This is a genomic window from Rhizobium sp. Leaf384 (genome assembly GCF_001424065.1).
In the GTDB taxonomy this organism is placed as follows: Bacteria; Pseudomonadota; Alphaproteobacteria; order Rhizobiales; family Rhizobiaceae; genus Ferranicluibacter.
The window spans coordinates 148,559-170,568 of sequence record NZ_LMQE01000009.1; the positions used below are offsets into that span (position 1 = coordinate 148,559).

Genomic DNA, 22,010 nt, shown 5'->3' on the forward strand with positions numbered 1-22,010 from the left:
CTAACGGAACAAGATTGTTAGCAAAGGGTTATGCTTTCACAACAAACGCTTTAACAGAAACACAGGAGGACTGCCCCATGGACCATACCAATCACGTTCGCCTCTCCCCGACGGAACTGACCCCGGCCATTCTCGAAGGCGCGACCATCTATGGCGCCGACGATCATAAGGTCGGCAAGCTCGACCATATGCACGGCAGCGGAATGACCGGCAAGGCCATCATCGACGTCGGTGGCTTTCTCGGGATCGGGGCAAAGCCGGTCGCCGTTCCGTTGAGCGATTTGGAGTTCATGCGCGATGAAGATGGCGACGTCCATGCGGTCACCACCTGGACGAAGGATCAGCTCAAGGACATGCCCGAGCACCGCGATTGATCCGTCGTCTCTAGAACGGCAAAAGCCTGGCCATCGCGCCAGGCTTTTCTGCGTCTGAGATTCCGTTAGACGTCGAGAACGTCGACGAAAGCCTCGGGAAAATTCTTGCGGGCCAGCGGCTCGTTGAGCTTAAGAAGCGCCTGGTAGGACGCCGGGTTGAAGTCCCGTTCGGCCGGCAGGATCTCGCGCCCGAAGAGGCGGGACAACCGCTCGCCATCCAGGTTTCCACGCTCGAACGGCTCCGTACCGAAATAGTGCCAGAGCGAGTGCACGAAGGCGGTATCGGCAAGCCCGACACTCTTGTCGAGGGTAGGGTGCCGCCGCCATTGCCCGAGAACGGTTACCTTCGAATTCGCCCGGCGCAACGTGAATTGCCATTGCGTGCCCGACAGCCCCGCCGGAAAGCCGCGATGCTTCGTCATTTCCGGTATCTTTGCCATTCGTCTTTTGTCCAGCGCGAAGCCGGCCCTTTCCGTTTTCATTCGCTTGCACGTCACGATCACCGGGGAGCGCATGGCTTGGGATCGCTGACATTCGCCGCTCCATAACACAGCGAGGACTGCGGGAAAATCCGTTCCTCGCACGCTCGACCATTCGGCGGCTGCCGGTGCAGCGCTTGAAAGACGCGTTCCCATTTGCGTTGCGACATGCCGGGAACAAGCCATTGGCGCTCGCGTTTCGGGTTTTTTAGCCCAGGGAGCACGCAATGCCTGCCAAATCTCAATCCCAGCAGAAGGCCGCCGGCGCGGCACTTTCCGCCAAGCGCGGCGAGACGAAGAAGAGCGACCTCAAAGGCGCTTCGAAGAGCATGGAGTCGTCCATGAGCGAAAAGGAACTCGAGGAGATGGCGTCGACCAAGCGCAAGGGAAAACCGAGCCACGCGTCCTCCTGAAACGTAAATAGAGGCGAAGCCCGTTGGCGAGACCTCTGTGTCCTTTGACAAGAAGGACGGCTTTCCGGTTTATGGACGTGCAACGCTGCTGGATGTCTGAGCGGCGCACTCGACAAGGGTTGCGCAGTGGAGACGTTCGGCAGGATGTCCGTTGGCAAGGAGAGACGATCACGTGCGCAAAGGCGAAGACGAACGCGACGACATGGATGAAGATCCTCCGTCTTCTCCCGTTCCGACCCCGCGCATGCTGTCCTGGGCGCGCAACTCCGCAGCCTATCGGCTGGGAAAGCGCATGCACACGGAAAAGCAGTTGTCTCAGGCCATCGCTCGAAAAGCGCGAGAGAAGTTCGAAGGGATCAGCGACGAGCAGGTCGCGGCCCTGTCGGCGTTCGCCGTGGCTTTCGGCTACGACAACAAGGCTCTCGATGACGTCGCCTATGCCGAGGTCGCCACCCGATCCGGCCAGCAGAGCGGTCGCTCAAGGCGAGCCATTTCACAAAAACTCGTTCTCAAGGGCATCGACCGCGAGACGGCGACCTCCGCCGTTGCGGAGGTGGACGACCTCAAGGCTGCGATCGTTCTGGCGCGAAAGCGCGCTTTCGGCCCGTTCCGGAAAGAACCTCCGGACGAACGACGCAAGATGAAGGAGCTGTCCGCTTTTGCCCGTGGCGGGTTCAGTCTCGACCTTGGCCGAAGGGTCTATCACATGGACCGAGACGAGGCCGAGGCCATTCTCTTTGGCGAAGCTTCGTTCTAACCGGATCGGCGAAGCGGAAACGGTCGGAGATCACCGGGGGGAGCAAACCAAGCGTGGCGCTGACCAATCGCTATCCGGTCATCTGCCGGGGAAGTCCATGTCAGCGCCACGTCTATGGTCTGTCAGCTTAATGCGTTGGGGCGTGCTCTGTTCCCATGTCGATCGGGAAGATTCGCTCTGGACGACATGCCCCAGCGACCGCCCTTCAGGTATCCGACATGGAAGGCAGGTGGAGTTCAACCTCGCGGCGCTCGTCGTCGTTCATGGGCTCGACCTTTTCCTTCCAGAACGCCGCCGCCTCCGGGGCATCGTCTTCCCAGGCCCGGGTGCTGACGATGTTATCATCGACCTTTGCCTTGCGGCGTCCTCCCAGAGCGAGATATTCGTCGGCAATCTTCTTGGAAGGTGTTGTGGTCTCGTCGTCCATGATGCGATCCTTTCAACATGCAATGCCTGTCGTTCCGGTTTGCGTCCGCCTGGCCAACGATCCATGAGATCGTGCGCCGAACGCCCGGACCGGGTGGCTAATGCAATAACCGGCGGCCTGTCGATTCGTTCCGGTCAGGACATATGGGGCGAATGGAATACATCGGAAGGACATCGGTATGGTGATGCGCATCAGCGGCGAGGTGGACGGTCGCTATGCCCGGGTCGATGGCACATTGATCCCGATGGTCTCGACGGTCTGGCTTCGCGGCAGCATCTACGCCGATCCGTTCATGCCGCCGTGGCATGACGTGGCCAACCCGAAGGACCGGGAATTTCTGGTCGTCCTTCTGCAGAAGCGGCAAGTGGTCTTGACCGACGACGAGGCGCATCGCGACGACGACGGCGTGCTCTGCAAGCTCGCCCGAAAGAGCGTGCTCGGCCTTTACGCAATCAACGATCCGGTTTTCGCTCCGGATCGCGGCTTGTCGTTCACGCTCGGCCCCCGGATCGCGCATCTTTCCGCCGCGTCCTGACGCTCAGACGCAAACGATGGCCTCTTCTTTCTCGGCGTTCCCGGCCTATGTTCGGATCGTCAGGGCACAGAGCGACGAATGCCGGCGCAATGCGTTGCGATGGGGCTTCTCTGCCGCCTTTCCCTTTCGATGGAGACCGTGATGCCGAACGCCTCAGATCTTATGGATTATTCGGCACGCGACAGAAGCATAGCGATCAACAGCTATACGACCGTTCTGCGTCATCCGCAGGTGCCGCACGACCTGTTCGCCACCTATTGGCGCGATGTGCATGGGCCGCTGTGTGCACGTATCCCCGGGCTCGGGTTCTATGTCCAGCAGCATTTCAGCCGCACCCAGGACGCGCATCTCTGGCCGGCGATGAAGGACATTGCACGGTTTCCGGACTACGACCTGGATGGAGGCGTCGAGATCGGCTTCCGCAATGCCGCAGCCCAGACGCGCTTCAACGAGGCCTGCCCGATCCTGTTTGCGGACGAACAGAACATGTTCGCGGCGACGGTCGCGTATGCATTGCCGAACGGGTCGCGCACGCTGGTCGATCGCCTGCCCGAGGCGTCGCCGAATGCGGAGGACGATGCCGATCGAATCCATGTCCATTTCGGAGCCCGCCACGCGGACGCCGCACGCTTTTCGGATCGCATGACGGCCTTTGCCGAGGCCCTTGCCGCGTGCGGGCCGATTCTCAAGGTGCGCCTGCATCAGCCCGATACGTACGACAACCAGAAGCCGGCGCCGCCTGCACCCAATGTCGGCCATACGGTGCCGCCCGAGCGGCGTCTGATGGCCATGCTCGAACTTGCGTTTGCCTCACCGCTCGCGCGCCGCGCGGTCTATCATTCCGACGCTTTCCGGGCGGCTTGCGAAAGCCTCGGCGATGACGTTGCCCATGCAAGCCCGTTTGCCGTCAGCGGAGTCTACACCTATGTCCGCGATGACGAGTTGACGCTTGCGGGGCTGCGCGGCAGCCGGCCGGCACAGCTGATCGAGCGTCTGGGCGCGGTCAATCAGACGCGAGAAGACGTGCGCCATCTTCTGATGACGGGCAAGCTTGCGGACTGATGCTGCGAACACGGCCTGTCTTCCGAAAACACCTGTGAAACGGGCGCAGAGTTGATGACGCGGCGCGTTGTGCTGCCATGGTCTGGAATGGTACAGCGCGTTGCGCGAAGACCTCGTCACAACCCGTCGCCTGCCGCCGCCGCTCCCACCTCATGCCGAGAACCCGATGACCGATACCCAGCAGCCCAGAACATCGAGCGTCAAGCTCGGTCTTGATCCTGTCGTCGCGTTCAGCCTGGCGGGCGCATTGGTCTTCTTCATGATCAGCGGTGCCATCGCCTATCTCAACCTGCATACGCTGCGCGTCAACAACAACAGGATCGTCCACACCCACGAGGTGATCGTGGCTCTGGGCAAGCTTCTGTCCAGCACGCAGGATGCGGAAACGGGGCAGCGTGGCTTCCTTCTGACGGACAACGCCCGCTATCTCGACCCCTACAACGTCGCGGTTCTCGCGGTTCCGCGCCATCTGAACGATATCGCCCGCTTGGTGCAGGACAATCCGGCCCAGGAGCGGCGTATCGAAGCGGTTCGGCTCAGTGTCGAGGCCAAGTTTTCCGAACTGAAGGACACCATCGAGCTGCGCCGCACACAGGGGCTGCCGGCCGCGCTCGCCGTTGTCAATTCGGATCGCGGCAAGGCGGCCATGGACGCCATCCGTGCGCAGCTCGCCGAAATGGGCCAGGAGGAAACCCGCCAGCGCCAGCAGTGGCTGAGCGAGATGGACGACGCCTATGGCACCGCGCTTCTCAGCAGCGTTCTGTCCGGTATCCTCGGGATCCTGCTGACGATTGCCATCGGCGCCCTCATTCGCCGTGCGACCCTCGCGCGGCGGCGGGAAGAATGGCTCCAGGCCGGCCAGGTCGGGCTGAGCACGGCCGTCATGGGCGACCAGCGCACCGAACAGCTCGGCGACAGCATCCTGACCTATCTCGCCGATTATGCCGGCGCGGTCGCGGGCGCAATGTTTGTCGGCGACAGGGGCACGTTTCAGCGGTCATCGACCTACGGCGTCCCCGAAGGCGCAGACATTCCGCGGCAGTTCAAGCGGCGTGAAGGCCTTCTCGGTCAGGCGGCGGCCGGAGAAAAGGCCTTGCTGGTGTCCGATGTTCCCGATGGCTATCTCTCCTTCGGCTCCGCGCTGGGACGCGAGAAGCCGCGGCATCTCGTGATCTCGCCCGCCATCATCGACGGCGAGGTCAATGCCGTGATCGAGCTCGGCTTCCTGCACCCGATCGACGAGAAGGTGCTTGCGCTTCTGGAACAGGCCGCCGCCACCGTTGCTACCGCGGTGCGGTCGGCGCACTACCGCACCAACCTGCAAAACCTGCTGGGCGAAACACAACGTCAATCCGAGGAGCTGCAGGTCCAGAGCGAGGAATTGCGGGTCTCCAACGAAGAGCTGGAAGAGCAGGGCCGGGCGCTGAAGGAATCCCAGGCGCGGCTCGAGCAGCAGCAGGTGGAACTGGAGCAGACGAATTCGCAGCTCGAGGAGCAGACGAGACAGCTGGAGACACAGCGCGACGATCTGGAGCGTGTCAACGCCGCCGTCCAGTTGAAGGCGCGTGAACTGGAGCAGGCGAGCCGCTACAAGTCGGACTTCCTCGCCAACATGTCGCATGAGCTGCGCACGCCGCTAAATTCGCTGCTGATTCTCGCCAAGCTGCTGGCCGACAATTCCGAGGACAACCTGACGGGCGAGCAGGTGAAGTATGCGCAGACGATCGAATCGTCCGGCAACGATCTCCTGACCCTGATCAACGACATCCTCGACCTCTCGAAGATCGAGGCGGGGCATATCGATATCCGCCCGGAAGCCGTATCGGTCGAACGGCTGGCCAACAATCTCCGACAGGTCTTCGATCCCGTTGCCAGGAACAAGCAGCTGGAGTTTGCCGTCGAGATCGCGCCGGATTGCCCGGCAGTGATCGAAACCGATCTCCAGAGACTGGAGCAGGTGGTGAAGAACCTCCTGTCCAACGCCTTCAAGTTCACCTCGGCAGGCAGGGTGTCGGTCGCTATTCGGCGCGCTCAGCGCAGCGGCGGCGAGGGACAGATCGCGCTGTCCGTGACGGACAGCGGAATCGGCATCGCCGAGGATCAGCAGCGCAATATCTTCGAGGCGTTCCACCAGGCCGATGGCACGATCAGCCGTCGCTACGGGGGAACGGGCCTTGGCCTTTCGATCTCACGCGAGCTGGTCCGCCTGCTGGGTGGGGCGATCCATCTGGAAAGCCAGCCCGGAAAGGGCAGCACCTTCACGATCATCGTTCCGGAGACATACGATCCCGCGCGCGTCGCCACGCGGCAGCCGCCTGCCGCTGTTTCGGCTGCGCCGTCTCCGGTCAGCGTGCCCCTTCCGGTTCCCGCTCCTCTTTCCGAAGCCCGCGACGTGCCCACGGTTGCCCGGGCGCGTCTCGTGGAGGACGATCGGGCCGTGCCCTCGGACAACAAGCGCGTTCTCCTGATCATCGAGGACGATGTCACCTTCGCCGCCATCCTGCGGGACCTGTCGCGCGAGATGGGGTTCCGCACCCTTGTCGCCGGTACGGCGCAGGAGGCACTGGAGCTTGCCCGCCAGTTCATGCCGAGCGCCATCGTGCTCGACGTCGGCTTGCCGGATCAGTCCGGGCTTTCGGTTCTCGACCGGCTAAAGCGCGATGTCCAGACGCGTCACATTCCCATTCACATGGTGTCCGGCGACGACCATGCGGAGACGGCCCTGTCGCTGGGCGCCGTCGGCTACATGATCAAGCCGGTCAAGCGGGAACAGCTGGTCGAGGTGCTGCAGAAACTCGAAGCCAGGCTTTCGCAGCGGGTGCACCGCGTTCTGATCGTCGAGGACAACGACGTGCAGCGCGAAGCCGTCGCGCGGCTGCTGACCTCTCACGATGTCGAGACGGTCACGGCGGGAACGGCGGCAGAGTGCCTGCGGCTCCTGCAGGCTCAGACCTTCGATTGCGTCGTGCTCGACCTGTCGTTGCCGGATGCATCCGGCTACTCCCTGCTCGAGACGCTCAGCCAGGACAGCGAAAGGGCATTTCCGCCCGTCATCGTTTACACCGGTCGCGTGCTCTCGGCCGATGACGAGCTTCAGCTCCGGCGCTATTCCAAGTCCATCATTATCAAGGGCGCGAAGTCGCCGGAACGCCTCCTCGACGAGGTCAGTCTCTTCCTCCATCAGGTTGTCTCCGACCTGCCTGCGGAGCAGCAGAAGATGATCCGCAAGGCCCGGAGCCGCGACGCATTGCTGGAGGGGCGTCGCATTCTCGTCGTCGAGGACGACGTCCGCAACGTCTATGCGCTGACCAACATTCTCGAACCGCGCGGCGCGGTGATCGAGATTGCGCGAAACGGGCAGGAAGCGTTGGACGCGCTGGCGAAATCGGCGATCCAGCCGGGTGCTGCGATCGATCTCGTCCTGATGGACGTGATGATGCCCGTCATGGATGGCCTGACCGCGACGCGCGAGATCCGCAGGAACGCCCAGTGGAAGAAGCTGCCGATCATCACCTTGACGGCCAAGGCCATGCCCGACGACCAGCAGCGCTGCATTGAGGCCGGCGCCAACGACTACATGGCAAAGCCGCTGGACGTGGAAAAACTGCTGTCCCTCGTTCGTGTCTGGATGCCGCGATGAGCGAGCCTTCGATGGTGGAGAAAGTCGAGGACATCGAGATCCGCTTGCTCTTGGAAGCGCTCTATGCCCGCTATCACTATGATTTCCGCGGCTATGCCATGGCGTCGGTCAAGCGGCGGCTGCGCCAGGCCTTGGAGCAGCTCGGCGTCCCCACGATTTCCAGCCTGCAGGAACGCCTGCTGCACGACCGCGACATGCTGCCCCAAATCCTGGGCTATCTGACCGTTCAGGTCAGCGAGATGTTCCGCGATCCCGACTATTTCCGCGCGATCCGCGAACAGGTTATCCCGCATCTCCGGACCTATCCGTCACTGAAGGTCTGGGTGGCGGGATGCAGCCATGGCGAGGAGCTCTATTCCCTCGTCATCCTGTTCCGCGAGGAAGGGCTGGAAGACCGGACGCTGTTCTACGCCACGGATATCAGCCAGGAAGCTCTCGAGATCGCGGAAGCCGGCGTCTACCCGCTCGACCGCATGCAACTGTTTACGGAAAACCATCGCAGATCGGGCGGAAAGTCGTCCCTGTCGGACTATTACCAGGCCGCCTATGGGCGCGTGTCCTTCGACCGGACCCTGCGGCGTAACGTGGTTTTCTCGGATCACAGCCTCGTCACGGACGCCGTTTTTGGCGAAATGAACCTGATTTCCTGCCGCAACGTGTTGATCTACTTCGATCGTACCCTTCAGGATCGTGCGCTCGGCCTGTTCAAGGACTCCCTGCCGCGGAACGGCTTTCTCGGCCTCGGCGCCAAGGAAAGTATCCGCTTTTCCGATCATGCCGGCTCGTTTCGCGACTTCGTGCGGACGGAAAAGATCTACCAGAGGGTCGGCAAATGAGCGACGTCAGCCCGCAGGCCGTCGTCATCGGCGCTTCGGCCGGCGCCCTGGAGGCGTTGACGATCATCCTGCCGGCCGTGCCGGCCGACTTCCCGGTGCCCCTCATCCTCGTCGTCCATATTCCAGGCGACAAGCGCAGCGTCCTGGCAGAGCTTTTCCGGGCGAAATGCCAGATCCGCGTGCTGGAAGTGGAGGACAAGGAACCCTTGGTTGCCGGAACAGCCTATTTTGCGCCGCCCAACTATCATCTCCTCGTCGAAACCCCTAAGACGCTCTCACTGTCCAGCGACGACCCCGTCATGTTCTCTCGACCGTCCATCGATGTCCTGTTCGAAACCGCTGCCGATGCCTTCGGCTCAGCGCTTGTCGGTATCGTGCTGACCGGTGCAAACCATGACGGGGCGCGGGGCCTGCGCGCCATCTCGGACGCAGGGGGGCAAGCCATCGTTCAGGATCCTGCAACGGCCTTTGCGGCGGCGATGCCCGAAGGCGCCATTGCACGGTGTCCGGGCGCGCAAGTGATGCCGCTTGACGCCATCGCGGCGTATCTTCAGAAGGTCGTATGCGCATGAGCCCCGTTACGTTTCTGTTGGTGGACGACCTCGAGGAGAACCTTCTCTCGCTGGAAGCGCTGCTGCGTCGCGACGGGCTGCTGCTCCTCAAGGCGCGATCAGGCGATCAGGCGCTGGAACTGCTGCTGCAGCACGATGTGGCACTGGCTCTGATCGACGTGCAGATGCCCGGCCTCAATGGGTTCGAGCTTGCCGAGCTGATGCGGGGCAACGAGCGGACGCGCCGCGTTCCGATCATCTTCGTGACAGCCGGCAGCACGGACGGCCAGCGTCGTTTCCGGGGTTACGAAGCCGGCGCCGTCGATTTCATCCAGAAGCCGATCGAGACCGATATTCTGCGCAGCAAGGCCGAGGTCTTCTTCGAACTCTATCGCCAGCGCCAGCAGATCGCCGAGCAGCGAGATGCGCTCGAAGCCCAGGCAACGGCACTCCGCGAGGCCGACCGCCGCAAGGACGAATTCCTGGCGACCTTGGCGCACGAACTGCGCAATCCGCTGGCGCCCCTGCGCCATGGACTCGACGTCCTGCGCCGCAACCCGACCGGTGCGGCGGCGGAAAGCATCCGCGAGATGATGGACCGGCAGATGGTGCATCTGGTCCGGCTGATCGACGACCTTCTGGATGTTTCGCGCGTAAGCCAGGGAAAGATCGGTCTGCGCAAGGAACGCATCACGATCGACACGATCATCCAATCCGCCATCGAAGCAAGCCGACCGTTGATCGACGCTTCGCAACACCGGCTGACGGTCCGTGCGCCCGATGAGCCGCTCTGGCTGGAAGCCGATCCGACACGCATGGCGCAGGTGGTGGCCAACCTTCTCAACAATGCCGCAAAATACACACCGACGGGCGGCGAGATCGACATTGCGGTGCGGGCTGCCGATGGCACCGTGATCATCGACGTCTCCGACAATGGAATCGGCATACCCGAAACGTTGCAATCGGACGTGTTCCAGCTCTTTGCCCAGGTGGACGGCCATCTCGAGCATGCCCAGGGTGGGCTTGGCATCGGCCTTGCCCTGGTGCGCCAGCTCGTCGTCCTCCATGGCGGCACCGTCGAGGTGACGAGTGCAGGGACGGGGCAAGGGAGCCGCTTCACCGTTCGCATTCCGCTTGCGGCCGTCCCCGCTGTCGTTTCGGAACCGGAGACGGTCCTCTCGGTCGTTCCTGCACGGCCTGAGCCCCAGGACGAGCGGGACCGTCGTTCGCTGAAAGTCCTGATCGTGGACGACAATGTCATCGTGGCAGACGCGCTCGGATGGATGCTGGAGGACATCGGACATCAGTGCGAGTCCATCCATGACGGCCGCGAGGCACTCGATGCCGCGCGGCGCTTTCGCCCCGACGCCATTCTCCTCGATATCGGTTTGCCGGGCATGGATGGATACGAGGTGTGCCGCGCCCTTCGCCGCGACGATGCGTTCAAGACGACGACCATCATCGCGCAGACCGGTTGGGGACAGGACAAGGACAAGGCAAAGGCCCTTGAAGCCGGCTTTTCGCATCATCTGACCAAGCCGGTGCTGATGGAAGAGCTGGAACAGTTGCTGGACGGCGTCGTCGTCGCCTGACGTGCGCGTCGTCGCGGGCGGCTCAGGCACCGCTACCGGCATCCACCTCCTCGAGCACGGCCTTCTCTTCCGCCGCAAAGGCCTGATGATCCGACGCCGTCAGCCCGAAACGGGCGGCAACGTCCGGCGCATAGCGCAGGAGATCGGGACGGAGCCGAAGCAGTGCCAGATCCTTGGCCTTGGCTTCCAGCATCACGTCGAAGTCGAGCCCTTCGGCAATTCGCATGAACGTGGCAAACTCAAACGGGTTGCAAAAATCCGCGTGACCGGTGAAGACAGGTGCAACGTGACGGACGGTCTTCTTCCGCGTCGTCTTGTCGACGACAATCTGTTCGCGCAGCTCCGTCCGGGGTGACGAAAAATGCAGCTTGGGCTGCTGGCCCTTCGGCCATGTCCGCAAAATGGCTTCGAGCGTTGCGCGCATGTCTGCACGCTCCGGGTTCAGGCACCAGAAATGCTGGTGATCGAAGATCAGCCGGACCCCGGTATGCTCGTGGATCCAGAGAACGTCGGTGGCCGAGAAACGCAGGTCATCGTGCTCCAGTACGAGGCGGCGTCGAACCGGCTCCGGCAGCGTCTTCCACGTTTCCACCCACCGCGCCCGGCTCGTCTCGACATCCCCATAGGTGCCGCCGACATGGATGACCATGACGGCCTCCGGGCCGAGCTCCATCAAATCGAGCATGTCGGCCTGCGACGCGAGGTCGAGCACGCTTTTCGCCACGAGTTCCGGGTCCGGACTGTTCAGGACGACATATTGCGACGGATGGAACGACAGGCGGATGTCGAGTTCGCGTGCCTTAGCACCGATGGCCTGAAGCTCGCTTCGACTCTCCCGCACCATTCCATGGAAAGCCGGAAGGTCAGGATGGGTCGCGTAAGGCGCAAGATCCGAAGACATGCGGTACATGCGGATGTCATGACGATCGAGGTGATCGAGGATCGCGTCGACATAGCTGAGCGATATCTTCAGATGCGGCGCGTTGGCGTGGCGGCGCGCATCATTGCTCTTCAGGTCGTCCCGCGCCATCACCTTGACCGGGAAACCCAGCCTGGAAATTCGTCTGCTCATGCAAGGGCTCTCTTCTCTGTTTTATTTTCCGGACCGGTCGTCGCCACCTTCATCTCGGCGTCGAAGCCGAGCGTTTCCACGAAGAGGTTCCAGTCCTCGGTCCGAAGAGCCCCGCCCGAGGCCGCCCGATGCCCCTTTCCGTACTGCTCGTCGGCGCCCGGTGGCCGCACGGTCGCCAGAAACGCGGGCAGATCGGTGTCGCCGGACGACCGGGCGGCAAAGTGCACCCAGCCGGGCCGGTAGCCGGTGTTTGCAGCGATCACGACCGGCACCTTCAAGCGGCCGCTCCAGGTCTGCGCGATCACCGGATGGACCTGGCAGGGCGAGGAGATGGGGATGATCGCGACATCCCCGGCAAATCGCGGTGCCGCCTTGCGCGCCTCGTCGAGTTCACGCCGCACCTCGGCCTGCGCCGCCTGAAGGCGTGCCGTTTCTGGAAAGACACCGCTCAGCACGTCCTTCGGGCCGCTGGCCTTTGCCAGCAGTTCGAAGGCCGGCGTCGCGTCCCCGCTTGCGGAACGTCGTGGGGCATTGACCAGGGACACGGCTTTCCGCAGCGCCGTGATGCCGAAACGGCGTGCCTCCTCCATTTCCGGAAAACCGCTGCCGTCTGCCATGTCTCCGATGATGCCGATTGCGGCCAGCCAGAGGTCCGGCTCGGCATCACCGATGGATCGGGCGCATCGGTAGGCGAGAAGACTGGAGGTCGGGACGGGGTCGTCCTCGATACCGCTGATGATCGTCGCATGCGCGGGCAGGCCCGTGGGAACATGATGATCGATGAGGATGGCCGGCCATGTCGGCGGCAGCTGGTCCGAGACCCCAAGATCCGCAATGATGATGCCGGTGATTGCGCCTGAATCATAGCGGGCGTCGATCTCTTCGGCGAAGGCCGGTGCGTAGGCATTCTCGCCTTTCCCGACCAGGCGCACGCTGCAATCGACACTGTGACGCTCCAGCGCCTTTTTCAGAAGAACCCCGGCGGACAGGCCGTCGGCATCGTTGTGGCACGCGATGAGCGGGCGGTCGCCGAGACGTGCGAGGGCATCCGGGAAGAGGTCTGGCGACTGGATGCGGGTCATTCCCGGCCTTTCGATGAGGGCATTTTTCTTGACCGATCAACTCGCCTGCCACCGTTTTGATCCATCCGTAGCGGCATGCCCCATTCGGCGCTTGCCCGTATCCTGGAAACGCAATTACAAAAAAAGTTTGTGAGAAAACGTTTTCTCATTTGACGCAGTGCCTGGGAAAAGCTTTTCTCTCGTTACGAACGGGAGGTCGGCAGGATGCGGGGAAAGGGAGGACGTCAGACAATCCGCGATCTCGCGGCCATTGCCGGGGTAAGCATTTCCACGGCCTCCAAGGCGCTGAACGACACAGGACGGATGGGCGAGGAAACGCGCCAGCGTGTGAAGCGGGTTGCGCGTGAGATTGGTTTTCGGCCGAACGCCCTGGCGCAGGGTTTGCTGTCGAAGCGCAGCTTCACGATCGGTCTGCTGACGAACGACACGTATGGTCGCTTCACCCTGCCGGTCATGGCCGGGGTCTCGGAAGCTCTGGTCGATCGCGGCGTTTCCGTTTTCCTGTGCGCCATCGAGGACGATCCGGCGCTCGGGCAGGTGCATGTGGACGCCATGCTCGACAAGCAGGTGGACGGCATCATCGCGACGGGAAAGCGCGTGGACCGCAGTCTGCCGATTGATCTGACGGATGTGCCGGTTCCCGTGGTTTACGCCTTTACCGAGGGCGGACCGGAGAGTGTCTCGTTCCGCTCGGACGATGCGCACGGCGCAACGCTCGCCGTCGAATGGTTGAAGACAAACGGCCGGCAGCGGATCGTGCACGTGACCGGTCCAGAGGATTTCTTCTCGGTGCGCGAACGCAGCGGCGCGTTTCGGGCGACGGCCGGCGAGGGGGCGTCCGTTTTCTTCGGCGAGTGGTCGGAAACCTGGGGGCGAGATGCTGTCGAACGGATCTGGGCCGCTGCCGGCGAGAAGCCGGACGCGCTCTTCTGCGGCAACGACCAGATTGCCCGCGGCGCCGTCGACGCGCTTCGCGAGCGGGGCATTCGCGTGCCCGAGGATGTCGCGATCGTCGGTTTCGACAATTGGGAGATCGTTGCGGCGCAGATGCGTCCGCCACTGACATCGGTGGATATGGACCTGAAGGAACTCGGGCGCCAGGCGGGCCTGACCATTCTCGCTCTGGCGGAAGGCCTGACGGTGGAGCCGGGCGTGAGGACATTGCCGTGCCGACTGGTGGTTCGGCAATCATGCGGGGCCGGTGGCTCCGGCGAGGCGGGGAGCCTCGGAAACGACGAACAACGGCGCTGAGGAGCGCCATAAGGGAGGAATGACCATGATGAAACAGCTTCTTGCTGCGACGAGCCTGCTCGCGCTGTCCCTAACCCCGAGCTTGGCCGCGGCCGAGACCATCAACATGTGGGTGCGCACCGGCGTCGGCGACGCCTTCAAGAACGTCGTTGCCGCCTACAATGCCGGCCATGAAGACAAGGTCGAATTGACCGAAGTGCCGTTCTCGGAGCTCGTCCAGAAATATGCGACCTCGATCGCCGGCGGGCAGGCTCCCGACGCGCTGTCGATGGACCTGATCTACACACCGGCCTTTGCCGCCGCAGGGCAGCTGGAGGATCTGACCGACTGGGCGAAAAGTCTGCCCTATTTCAACGCGCTCTCGCCCTCGCATGTGCGTCTGGGCACCTATGACGACAAGATCTACGGGCTTCCTCTGTCGGTCGAGACGTCCGTCTTCGCCTGGAACAAGGACCTCTACCGCAAGGCTGGCCTTGATCCGGAAAAGGCCCCGGCGAACTGGGACGAGATTACCGCGAATGCCGAGAAGATCCGGGCGCTGGGCGATGACACCTACGGCTTCTATTTCTCGGGCGGCGGGTGCGGCGGCTGCATGATCTTCACGTTTACGCCGCTCGTCTGGGGCGCCGGCGCCGATATCCTGTCTGCCGACGGCAAGACGGCGACGCTCGATACGCCGGAGATGCGCAAGGCGGTGGATATCTACCGGAACATGGTCAAGAAGGACCTCGTGCCGGCCGGTGCGGCCAGCGACAACGGCACGAACTTCCTGTCGTTCACCAATGGCAAGATCGGCCAGCAGAGCCTCGGCGCCTTCGCCATCGGGACGCTCGTGACCGAACATCCCACGATCGACTTCGGTGTCACGCTCATTCCCGGCGTCAACGGCTCGCCGTCGTCCTTTGCCGGCGGTGACAATGTGGTGGTGACCAAGGGGACGACCAAGCTCGAGCCGGTCAAGGCCTTCATCCAGTACATCTATTCCGAAGAAGGCCAGAAGATCATGGCCAAGTATGGCAGCCTTCCGACCCGCGGCGACATCGCCGATCAGGTGCTGAAGGGGCTTGATCCGCGCATGGAAGTGGGCATGAAGGCGATCGCTGTCGCCAAGACGCCCTATACCCTGCAGTTCAACGACCTGATCAACAGCGCGAACGGACCCTGGGCGACCTTCCTGAACGCTGCAATCTTCAGCGACGACATCGAGGGCGCGTTCTCTTCGGCACAGTCCGAAATGCAGTCGATCATCGACAGCGGCCAGTGATCCTCCCCCTGGACGCCTGCGGGCGGAGGGGGAGATGCGCTCCCTCCGCCCGTTCTCTTCCATGACTGCGCCCGTCAACGATCCGTTGTCGGCCGGTCCGCGAATTGCGAGGTCTGCACATGACTGTTGTCGCCACCCTGTCGCGCCAGCCCGGGCGCCCGAGGTCACGATCGTCGGCCTGGCGTGGCCTGCTCTATATCGCGCCGGCAATGGCGCTGGTCATCCTGTTCTTCGTCGTCCCGGTCATTGTCACCGCCTGGATGAGCCTGCATGCCTGGCCCCTGATGGGTGCCCAGCGCTGGATCGGCATCAGCAATTACGTCCGCATGATCCATGATGCGCGGTTTCTGTCCGCGCTTCGCTTCACCGGGCTCTATACCGTCGTTGCGACCATCGCGATCTTCGCCGTCGCCTTTCCCCTGGCGCTCTTTGTCGAAAAGCAACGGCGTTTCGTCGGCGCCTATCGCACCGTCATCTTCCTGCCCGTTGTCGTCGGACTTGCCACCGCGTCTCTCCTCTGGGTGTGGCTTGCCAATGTGGACAGCGGCTTCATCGGACCGCTCCTGAAAGAACTCGGGCTTGTCGAGCGCAGCCCCAACCTGCTTGCGAGCTTCGACGCCGCCTTTCTGACCATCATCGTCATGGTTGTCTGGAAGATCGCCGGCTTCACCATGATCATCCTCCTGACCGGACTGCAGGCGATCCCGTCCGACATCGTTGAGGCGGCGCGCATCGATGGCGCGAAGCGGTGGCAGCGATTTCGCTATCTCACGCTGCCCCTGATGCGTCGGACGATCGCCTTGGCGCTGATCATCTCGGTGACGGGTTCGATCCTCGCCTTCGACCAGTTCTACATCATGACGGCGGGCGGGCCGCAGAACCGGATGATCTCGGTCGTCTACTACATCTTCAACCAGTCCTTCGTGTCCTTCAACCTCGGCTACGGCGCGTCGCTCTCGATCGTGCTGCTCGCCATTCTCGTTGCCATCAGCATCGTGCAGCTCTGGCTGCTGAAGGTCGGAGACGACAAGGCATGACCATGACGCAAAGTGCTTTCACCCTGGACCCGACCATGACGGACACCCGGCCAACCGATGCCGCGAATGAAGCCGCGAAGGCGGCCCGCGCGCGCCGAAGACGCAACGGCGCGGTCGCCTACCACGTGGCAGGTGCTGCCATCGCGCTCTTCTTTCTTGCGCCCTTCGCGATCGCGTTCCTCGCCTCGTTCCGCAGCGGTCCGGAAAGCATGACTCCGCCGCTGCCGCCCTGGCCGACAACGGCGTTCAGCCTGGACTCCTACCGCTCGCTCGATACGTTCGGTGCGGGCGTCTGGCAGCACACGCTCAATTCGCTGGTCGTATCGCTTGCGACCGTGATCCTGACCGTCGCCATCAGCCTGCTCGCCGGCTACGGCTTCTCGCGCTACCGCTTTCCCTTCAAGAACACGCTGTTCGTGCTGATCATCGCAACGCTGATGATCCCGTTCCAGTCGATCCTGACCCCGCTGTTCATCATCCTTGCCAAGCTCGGGCTCAACAATTCGCTCTTCGGACTGGTGCTGGTCTACGTCACGCTCCAGCTGCCCTTCTCGGTGTTCATGATGCGCAACGCGTTCGACGCCGTGCCGAAGGAAATCGAGGAAGCCGCGCGGATCGATGGGGCACGAGATCTGAAACTGCTCGTCCGGGTGCTGTTGCCGCTCGTCCTGCCGGGGGCCGCAACCGTCGCCATCTTCGCCTTCCTCAATGCCTGGAACGAGTTCCTCGCCGCGTTGGTGCTTCTCTCCAGCAATGACAACTACACGATGCCCGTCCTCATGATGGCGGTGCGTGCGGGCCGGCTCGGCGCCATCAACTGGGGCGCGGTCCAGGCCGGCGTTGTGGTCATGACCATCCCGTGCCTGATCATCTTCCTTCTCCTCCAACGCTACTACATGCGCGGCCTCATGGCCGGCGCCGTGAAATGAGCCTCTTACGAAAGCAAAAGCTATGGACAGCAACATTCACACTGACACTCAGGCCGGCAACGCACGTCGCAGGGATCGCAAGTTCCGGCCGTTGCCCGTCCCGAGCGTGACGCTCGGCGGCCTGTTCGGAGAGCGCCAGGATGCCATCTGCGCGACGACGGCCAAGACGCTGCTCGACCGCTGCGTGGAGGCGGGCATGCTGAAAGCCATCGATGTCAGCCTCCCGAGCCCCGGCGTCGTTCTTCCGATCCAGCCATGGGATGGTTCGACCCAGATGTTCTGGGACAGCGACCTCGGCAAGTCGATCGAGACGGTTGCCTATTCCCTGTTTCGCTCGCCCAACCCGGAACTTGAGGCCCGCGTCGATGCGATCGCCGACCTCTACGAGAAGCTTCAGGATGACGACGGATATGTGAACGCCTGGTTCCAGCGCGTGCAGCCCGGTCGTCGCTGGACGAACCTGCGGGATTTCCACGAGCTCTATTGCGCCGGCCATCTGATCGAAGGCGCCGTCGCCTATTACCAGGCGACCGGAAAGCGCAAGCTGCTCGACGTCATGGCGCGTTTCGCGGACTACATGATCACCGTCTTCGGTCATGGCGAGGACCAGATCCCCGGCTATGACGGTCATGAGGAAATCGAACTGGCGCTTGTCCGTCTGGCGCGCGTGACAGGCGAGCAGAAATACCTCGACCTTTCCAAATACTTCATCGACGAGCGGGGCACGGAACCGCACTTCTTCATCGAAGAAGCCAAACGCGACGGCCGCGAGGCAAAGAAGTTCGTCTTCCACAGCTTCGAGTACAACCAGTCGCACCAGCCGGTGCGCGAGCAGACCCGCGTGGTCGGACATGCCGTGCGTGCCATGTACCTCTATTCCGGCATGGCGGATATCGCGACGGAGTATAGCGATGACAGCCTGACCCAGGCGCTGGAAACGCTGTGGAGCGACCTTGTTACCCGACAGATGTATGTGACTGGCGGCATCGGCCCGTCTGCAGCGAACGAAGGATTTACCGACCCCTACGACATGCCGAACGAGAGCGCCTACAACGAAACCTGCGCTTCCGTCGGCATCGTGTTCTGGGCCGCGCGGATGCTGGGCCGGGGACCTGACCGCCGGTATGCCGACATCATGGAACAGGCGCTGTACAACGGCGCGATGGTGGGGCTGTCCCTGGATGGAACGCGCTTTTTCTACGACAATCCGCTCGAGAGTGCCGGCAAGCATCATCGTTGGACATGGCATCCCTGCCCGTGCTGCCCGCCCAACATCGCGCGGCTGCTCGCGTCGATCGGCTCCTATATGTATGGCGTCTCGGATGACGAGATCGCCGTGCACCTCTATGGCGAGGGCAAGGCGCAGTTCGAGACCGGCGGCGCCGGGGTCACGCTTTCGCAGGAAACCCGCTATCCCTGGAACGGAGCCATCCGGTTCGAAGTGGGTGTTGCCGCCCCGTCCCGCTTCGCGCTCTCGCTGCGTATTCCGGCCTGGTGCAAGGGCGCCATGCTTTCGGTTAACGGCACGCCCGTCGATCTCGATCAGGCGATGGTCGACGGCTATGCCCGGATCGAGCGGGAATGGTCCGACAAGGACGAGATTGCGCTCGACCTGCCGCTCGCGCCGCGGTTGTTGCGGGCCAACCCGCTGATCCGCCAGGATGCCGGTCGCGTTGCGCTCGTTCGCGGGCCGCTTGTCTACTGCACCGAGGAGACGGACAATGGAAACGGCTTGCAACGGTTGAAGATCACCGGCGAGCCCGCATCGGCCAGCGAACGGACGATGCCCGGTCTGGAACATGCCATAGCTCTCGAGCTTGCCGCCGAACGCGACGAGGACGACTGGGGCGAAACGCTCTATCGCGAGGCGCCGCCGGAAGCACGAAAGGTGACGGCGCGGTTCGTGCCCTACCATCTCTGGGACAACCGGGAGCCCGGCGAAATGCTGGTATGGATGCGCGACGGCGCGGGAGAGGCGAAATGAGCGTTGCTCAGGACACCCGCTCGCCGGTTGTTTCGGCGCGACCGACGGGCGGCCCGGAGGGCAGGGAGGGCGCCGCGACAGGCGGCGTCCGTCTGTCGGGGGTGAGAAAGTCCTTCGGCAGTCTCGACATCATCCACGGGATCGACCTGACGATTCCGGAGGGCGCGTTCACCGTCTTCGTCGGTCCTTCCGGCTGCGGCAAATCCACGCTGCTGCGCATGATTGCCGGGCTCGAGGAGGTCACGGATGGCATCATCGCGATCAAGGACCGCGACGTGACGGATCTCGATCCGTCGGACCGGGGTATTGCGATGGTTTTCCAGTCCTACGCGCTCTATCCGCATATGAGCGTTCGCGACAACCTCGCCTTCGGCCTGAAGATGGCAAGCACGCCGAAGGAGGAAATCGAGCGCCGCGTTGCAGCGGCGTCGGCCATCCTGAAGACCGACCATCTTCTCGACCGCCGCCCCGGACAGCTTTCGGGCGGCCAGCGTCAGCGCGTTGCCATTGGCCGGGCGATCGTTCGCAAACCGGATGTCTTCCTGTTCGATGAGCCGCTCTCCAACCTCGACGCGGAGCTTCGCGTCTCCATGCGCATCGAGATCGCGAGGCTCCACCGCGAGCTTGGCAACACGATGATCTATGTGACGCACGATCAGACGGAAGCGATGACGCTGGCCGACGTGATCGTGGTGCTGCGCGAAGGCCGGATCGAGCAGGTCGGGAGCCCGCGCGAGATCTATGAGAACCCCTCCAACAGCTTTGTCGCCGGCTTCATCGGCTCGCCGCGGATGAACCTCCTGAAGGCCAGGCAGGAGGGACGGAACCTGGGGCTCGCCGACGCAACGCTCGTCGCGCCGTTTGCCGCGGCGGCGCGGGCTTCCGGGACCGAGGTGACATTCGGCATCCGCCCCGAGCATCTGAGCGTCGGCCATGAAAAGATCGAGGGCCGCTCTCTGGAGGTGGTCGTCGATTTCTCCGAGTATCTGGGCGGAACGCAGTACCTCTACTGCCAGCTCTCGGATGGCCAGGCTATCACGGTCGAATATCGGTCGCCCGTGCCGGTCAAGCCCGGCGACCGCATCATCCTCTCGTGGGCGCCGGACTGGATCCGTCTGTTCGACCCGGCCGGAATGCGGTTACGCGCCGACGAAGCGTGATCGCAAGGATGGATCGGTACGCTTACCGGCGCGGCGGCTGAAAACGTTCCAGCCGTTTGACGACCTGGGTTTCGAGGTGGGAGAACTCACCTGCAATGGCTTGGGCCTCCTCGTTCGCCGTCACCGGCAGATGTACGATGCCCTCGAGCTTGTGCAGCAGTCGGCCGGCGAGGTGCCGTTCCTTGGCGCTGAAGACGTCGCCGCCATGGACCAGCAGGCACAGACTGTAGATGCGCCGGAGGGAATGTGGCTCCGACGCGAGGTTGAGCCACTGCGCTCTCGTAATATGCATTGAACCTCCAGGGCGAAGGGAGGGTGACGTATGCAGATCGCAAAGAGTTTCAGCCAGGCGTGCTGTTCCAGGTTCCGAAAGCCCAAAGTTTCGGCCGCAGATGCGGCCGAATGACGAGGCTGTGTCGAAAGCGCTTAGTGCGGCATATGGATCGTGCCGTAGATGATGTTGCGGTTCGCGCCGAAAAACACGCGCTTCTCGGCACGCTTCCCATCAAGGGACGCGTCGATGATCGACCACATCTCCGACTGCGAGCGCAGCAGCAGCGTCCAGTTCATCATTGTTTCCATGTAGCCGTCGTCGGGGACTTCCGTCGAGAAGTTGGCAAACAGGAACGTGCCGCCCGGTTTCAGCATCGAGAGGCACGTCTGCGTCAGCTTCACCGCCACCTTGTCGGCGAGATAGTCGTAGAGGCCCGCTGCATAGATCAGATCGAACTGGCCGAGGCTATAGTCGTTCTTCAGAAGCCCGCGAACGGAGCCGTCCATCGCATCGACCGGCGTTCCCTGAAAATTGCGCATGGTGCGCCCGACACTCAAGGGGTCCTGGTCGAGCGCGACCCAGCGCTTGAGGCGGCGCTCTCGCATGGCGACGGACGCTTCCGCTTCGCGCAAATGCCCGGCCGCCACCGCCAGCACCTCCGTCTCCGGTCCGCGGCTTGCCGCCGTTTCATCGACGGTGCGGGTTAGGAGATCGCGACGCTCCCGCACCGCGACGGCCGACGGCGCATTGCGCGTGTAGTCATACAGCGTACGCCCCAGCGGCGAGGCGGCTTCGACATCGGTCGCGATATCCGGATGGCCGTAGATGAAATCGATCAAGCTCGCATCGCCGGAATAGCCACGCGGCTTCTCGAAGGACCAGCGCGTGAACGGATCATTGTGGAAATAGGCCGCCACCGGGTGGTCCTGGACCATGGCAATGAGCTGCGGCCAGACGGCAAGATACTTTTCGCGGCTCTCGTGAAGCGAGCGGATCAGGCGCGCGATGATCTGGGCAGGGCTGCGATCCATCTGGATCTGCTGGGCGGCGACCTGCAGGATAAGGGTCATCTCGTCCCGGGCGATGCGGAGCAGGCGGTCGCTGACGGCGGCTCCCGATGGAAAAACCTGCCTGTTGGCAGCAAGAGGCGTGATCAGGCTCTGTCCGTCAAACGCGTCGATGGGTTTTTTCACACTACGTCCTTTGGTTAGTAGAAAGTTAACAAAACGCGTAAGAGATGACTCAAATTGTCTGGAAATGCATCGATCTTCGGCAAAGATGGTTAACGGCC

At 62.9% G+C, this 22,010-nt stretch carries 21 protein-coding genes; 15 read left to right on the top strand and 6 right to left on the bottom strand.

Annotation, left to right across the window (positions count from 1 at the left end):
- Positions 1-77 precede the first annotated feature (77 nt).
- A complete protein-coding gene (locus ASG25_RS20055; RefSeq protein WP_062478484.1) occupies positions 78-374 on the top strand; it encodes a PRC-barrel domain-containing protein in 297 nt (98 codons plus the stop codon).
- A gap of 65 nt (positions 375-439) precedes the next feature.
- Here the strand turns inward: ASG25_RS20055 and ASG25_RS20060 are convergent, their stop codons facing one another.
- Positions 440-814, bottom strand: a complete 375-nt coding sequence (locus tag ASG25_RS20060) for a hypothetical protein (RefSeq protein WP_062478882.1) — start codon at positions 812-814, stop codon at positions 440-442.
- 266 nt (positions 815-1,080) lie between these two features.
- On the opposite strand from ASG25_RS20060, the gene ASG25_RS20065 reads away from it, so the two are divergent.
- A complete protein-coding gene (locus ASG25_RS20065; protein WP_062478487.1) occupies positions 1,081-1,266 on the top strand; it encodes a DUF3008 family protein in 186 nt (61 codons plus the stop codon).
- A 202-nt stretch (positions 1,267-1,468) separates the two neighbouring features.
- A complete protein-coding gene (gene recX, locus ASG25_RS20070; RefSeq protein ID WP_062478884.1) occupies positions 1,469-2,023 on the top strand; it encodes a recombination regulator RecX in 555 nt (184 codons plus the stop codon).
- Between the two features lie 205 nt (positions 2,024-2,228).
- On the opposite strand, the gene ASG25_RS20075 is transcribed toward recX, so the two are convergent.
- A complete protein-coding gene (locus ASG25_RS20075; RefSeq protein ID WP_062478490.1) occupies positions 2,229-2,450 on the bottom strand; it encodes a hypothetical protein in 222 nt (73 codons plus the stop codon).
- Positions 2,451-2,628: 178 nt separating this feature from the next.
- Between ASG25_RS20075 and ASG25_RS20080 the strand changes: the two genes are divergently transcribed.
- From ASG25_RS20080 to ASG25_RS20105, 6 genes are all read left to right on the top strand, one after another.
- Positions 2,629-2,985, top strand: coding sequence for a hypothetical protein (locus ASG25_RS20080; RefSeq protein WP_062478495.1), 357 nt, complete (start codon positions 2,629-2,631; stop codon positions 2,983-2,985).
- A gap of 141 nt (positions 2,986-3,126) precedes the next feature.
- Entirely contained in the window at positions 3,127-4,047 is a 921-nt protein-coding gene (locus tag ASG25_RS20085; RefSeq protein ID WP_062478886.1) for a hypothetical protein, read from the top strand.
- A gap of 166 nt (positions 4,048-4,213) precedes the next feature.
- Positions 4,214-7,687 (top strand): response regulator, encoded by a 3,474-nt coding sequence (locus ASG25_RS20090; RefSeq protein WP_062478497.1) that lies wholly within the window; start codon positions 4,214-4,216, stop codon positions 7,685-7,687.
- Positions 7,684-8,523: a protein-glutamate O-methyltransferase CheR gene (locus tag ASG25_RS20095; protein ID WP_244479456.1), complete on the top strand. Its 840-nt coding sequence runs from the start codon at positions 7,684-7,686 to the stop codon at positions 8,521-8,523. Before ASG25_RS20090 ends, ASG25_RS20095 begins: the two co-directional genes overlap by 4 nt.
- Positions 8,520-9,095, top strand: a complete 576-nt coding sequence (locus ASG25_RS20100; protein WP_062478500.1) for a chemotaxis protein CheB — start codon at positions 8,520-8,522, stop codon at positions 9,093-9,095. Before ASG25_RS20095 ends, ASG25_RS20100 begins: the two co-directional genes overlap by 4 nt.
- On the top strand, positions 9,092-10,666 hold the full coding sequence (locus ASG25_RS20105) for a response regulator (protein WP_062478891.1): 1,575 nt from the start codon (positions 9,092-9,094) through the stop codon (positions 10,664-10,666). Before ASG25_RS20100 ends, ASG25_RS20105 begins: the two co-directional genes overlap by 4 nt.
- 22 nt (positions 10,667-10,688) lie before the next feature.
- On the opposite strand, the gene uvsE is transcribed toward ASG25_RS20105, so the two are convergent.
- The gene (gene uvsE / locus ASG25_RS20110) at positions 10,689-11,738 is read right to left on the bottom strand and encodes a UV DNA damage repair endonuclease UvsE (RefSeq protein WP_062478503.1); all 1,050 of its coding nucleotides are present in this window, start codon (positions 11,736-11,738) and stop codon (positions 10,689-10,691) included.
- On the bottom strand, positions 11,735-12,820 hold the full coding sequence (locus ASG25_RS20115; RefSeq protein ID WP_062478506.1) for a DHH family phosphoesterase: 1,086 nt from the start codon (positions 12,818-12,820) through the stop codon (positions 11,735-11,737). The genes uvsE and ASG25_RS20115 overlap by 4 nt, the downstream gene beginning before the upstream one ends.
- 204 nt (positions 12,821-13,024) lie before the next feature.
- On the opposite strand from ASG25_RS20115, the gene ASG25_RS20120 reads away from it, so the two are divergent.
- From ASG25_RS20120 to ugpC, 6 genes are all read left to right on the top strand, one after another.
- A complete protein-coding gene (locus ASG25_RS20120; RefSeq protein WP_062478509.1) occupies positions 13,025-14,071 on the top strand; it encodes a LacI family DNA-binding transcriptional regulator in 1,047 nt (348 codons plus the stop codon).
- 25 nt (positions 14,072-14,096) lie between these two features.
- The gene (locus ASG25_RS20125) at positions 14,097-15,335 is read left to right on the top strand and encodes a sugar ABC transporter substrate-binding protein (RefSeq protein ID WP_062478894.1); all 1,239 of its coding nucleotides are present in this window, start codon (positions 14,097-14,099) and stop codon (positions 15,333-15,335) included.
- 119 nt (positions 15,336-15,454) lie between these two features.
- A complete protein-coding gene (locus ASG25_RS20130) occupies positions 15,455-16,372 on the top strand; it encodes a sugar ABC transporter permease (RefSeq protein ID WP_062478512.1) in 918 nt (305 codons plus the stop codon).
- Positions 16,373-16,407: 35 nt separating this feature from the next.
- Positions 16,408-17,301 carry a carbohydrate ABC transporter permease gene (locus tag ASG25_RS20135; RefSeq protein ID WP_062478897.1) on the top strand — a complete coding sequence of 298 codons (894 nt, stop codon included), beginning with the start codon at positions 16,408-16,410 and terminating at the stop codon, positions 17,299-17,301.
- A gap of 22 nt (positions 17,302-17,323) precedes the next feature.
- Complete coding sequence (locus ASG25_RS20140; protein ID WP_062478515.1) at positions 17,324-19,285, top strand: beta-L-arabinofuranosidase domain-containing protein; 1,962 nt, start codon at positions 17,324-17,326, stop codon at positions 19,283-19,285.
- Positions 19,282-20,445: a sn-glycerol-3-phosphate ABC transporter ATP-binding protein UgpC gene (gene ugpC / locus ASG25_RS20145; RefSeq protein ID WP_082480409.1), complete on the top strand. Its 1,164-nt coding sequence runs from the start codon at positions 19,282-19,284 to the stop codon at positions 20,443-20,445. The genes ASG25_RS20140 and ugpC overlap by 4 nt, the downstream gene beginning before the upstream one ends.
- Positions 20,446-20,467: 22 nt before the next feature.
- Here ugpC and ASG25_RS20150 read toward each other — a convergent pair whose 3' ends face one another.
- The gene (locus ASG25_RS20150) at positions 20,468-20,737 is read right to left on the bottom strand and encodes a hypothetical protein (protein ID WP_062478518.1); all 270 of its coding nucleotides are present in this window, start codon (positions 20,735-20,737) and stop codon (positions 20,468-20,470) included.
- A gap of 134 nt (positions 20,738-20,871) precedes the next feature.
- The gene (locus ASG25_RS20155; RefSeq protein WP_062478521.1) at positions 20,872-21,912 is read right to left on the bottom strand and encodes a class I SAM-dependent methyltransferase; all 1,041 of its coding nucleotides are present in this window, start codon (positions 21,910-21,912) and stop codon (positions 20,872-20,874) included.
- Between the last annotated feature and the right edge of the window lie 98 nt (positions 21,913-22,010).

Coding starts and splice junctions, on each gene's coding strand:
- ASG25_RS20055 (WP_062478484.1), top strand. CDS start 78: ATGGACCATACCAATCACGTTCGCCTCTCCCCGACGGAACTGACCCCG.
- ugpC (WP_082480409.1), top strand. CDS start 19,282: ATGAGCGTTGCTCAGGACACCCGCTCGCCGGTTGTTTCGGCGCGACCG.
- ASG25_RS20075 (WP_062478490.1), bottom strand. CDS start 2,450: ATGGACGACGAGACCACAACACCTTCCAAGAAGATTGCCGACGAATAT.
- uvsE (WP_062478503.1), bottom strand. CDS start 11,738: ATGAGCAGACGAATTTCCAGGCTGGGTTTCCCGGTCAAGGTGATGGCG.
- ASG25_RS20135 (WP_062478897.1), top strand. CDS start 16,408: ATGACGGACACCCGGCCAACCGATGCCGCGAATGAAGCCGCGAAGGCG.
- ASG25_RS20100 (WP_062478500.1), top strand. CDS start 8,520: ATGAGCGACGTCAGCCCGCAGGCCGTCGTCATCGGCGCTTCGGCCGGC.
- ASG25_RS20120 (WP_062478509.1), top strand. CDS start 13,025: ATGCGGGGAAAGGGAGGACGTCAGACAATCCGCGATCTCGCGGCCATT.
- ASG25_RS20095 (WP_244479456.1), top strand. CDS start 7,684: ATGAGCGAGCCTTCGATGGTGGAGAAAGTCGAGGACATCGAGATCCGC.
- ASG25_RS20125 (WP_062478894.1), top strand. CDS start 14,097: ATGATGAAACAGCTTCTTGCTGCGACGAGCCTGCTCGCGCTGTCCCTA.
- ASG25_RS20060 (WP_062478882.1), bottom strand. CDS start 814: ATGGCAAAGATACCGGAAATGACGAAGCATCGCGGCTTTCCGGCGGGG.
- ASG25_RS20115 (WP_062478506.1), bottom strand. CDS start 12,820: ATGACCCGCATCCAGTCGCCAGACCTCTTCCCGGATGCCCTCGCACGT.
- ASG25_RS20140 (WP_062478515.1), top strand. CDS start 17,324: ATGGACAGCAACATTCACACTGACACTCAGGCCGGCAACGCACGTCGC.
- ASG25_RS20150 (WP_062478518.1), bottom strand. CDS start 20,737: ATGCATATTACGAGAGCGCAGTGGCTCAACCTCGCGTCGGAGCCACAT.
- ASG25_RS20085 (WP_062478886.1), top strand. CDS start 3,127: ATGCCGAACGCCTCAGATCTTATGGATTATTCGGCACGCGACAGAAGC.
- ASG25_RS20105 (WP_062478891.1), top strand. CDS start 9,092: ATGAGCCCCGTTACGTTTCTGTTGGTGGACGACCTCGAGGAGAACCTT.
- ASG25_RS20090 (WP_062478497.1), top strand. CDS start 4,214: ATGACCGATACCCAGCAGCCCAGAACATCGAGCGTCAAGCTCGGTCTT.
- ASG25_RS20080 (WP_062478495.1), top strand. CDS start 2,629: ATGGTGATGCGCATCAGCGGCGAGGTGGACGGTCGCTATGCCCGGGTC.
- recX (WP_062478884.1), top strand. CDS start 1,469: ATGGATGAAGATCCTCCGTCTTCTCCCGTTCCGACCCCGCGCATGCTG.
- ASG25_RS20065 (WP_062478487.1), top strand. CDS start 1,081: ATGCCTGCCAAATCTCAATCCCAGCAGAAGGCCGCCGGCGCGGCACTT.
- ASG25_RS20130 (WP_062478512.1), top strand. CDS start 15,455: ATGACTGTTGTCGCCACCCTGTCGCGCCAGCCCGGGCGCCCGAGGTCA.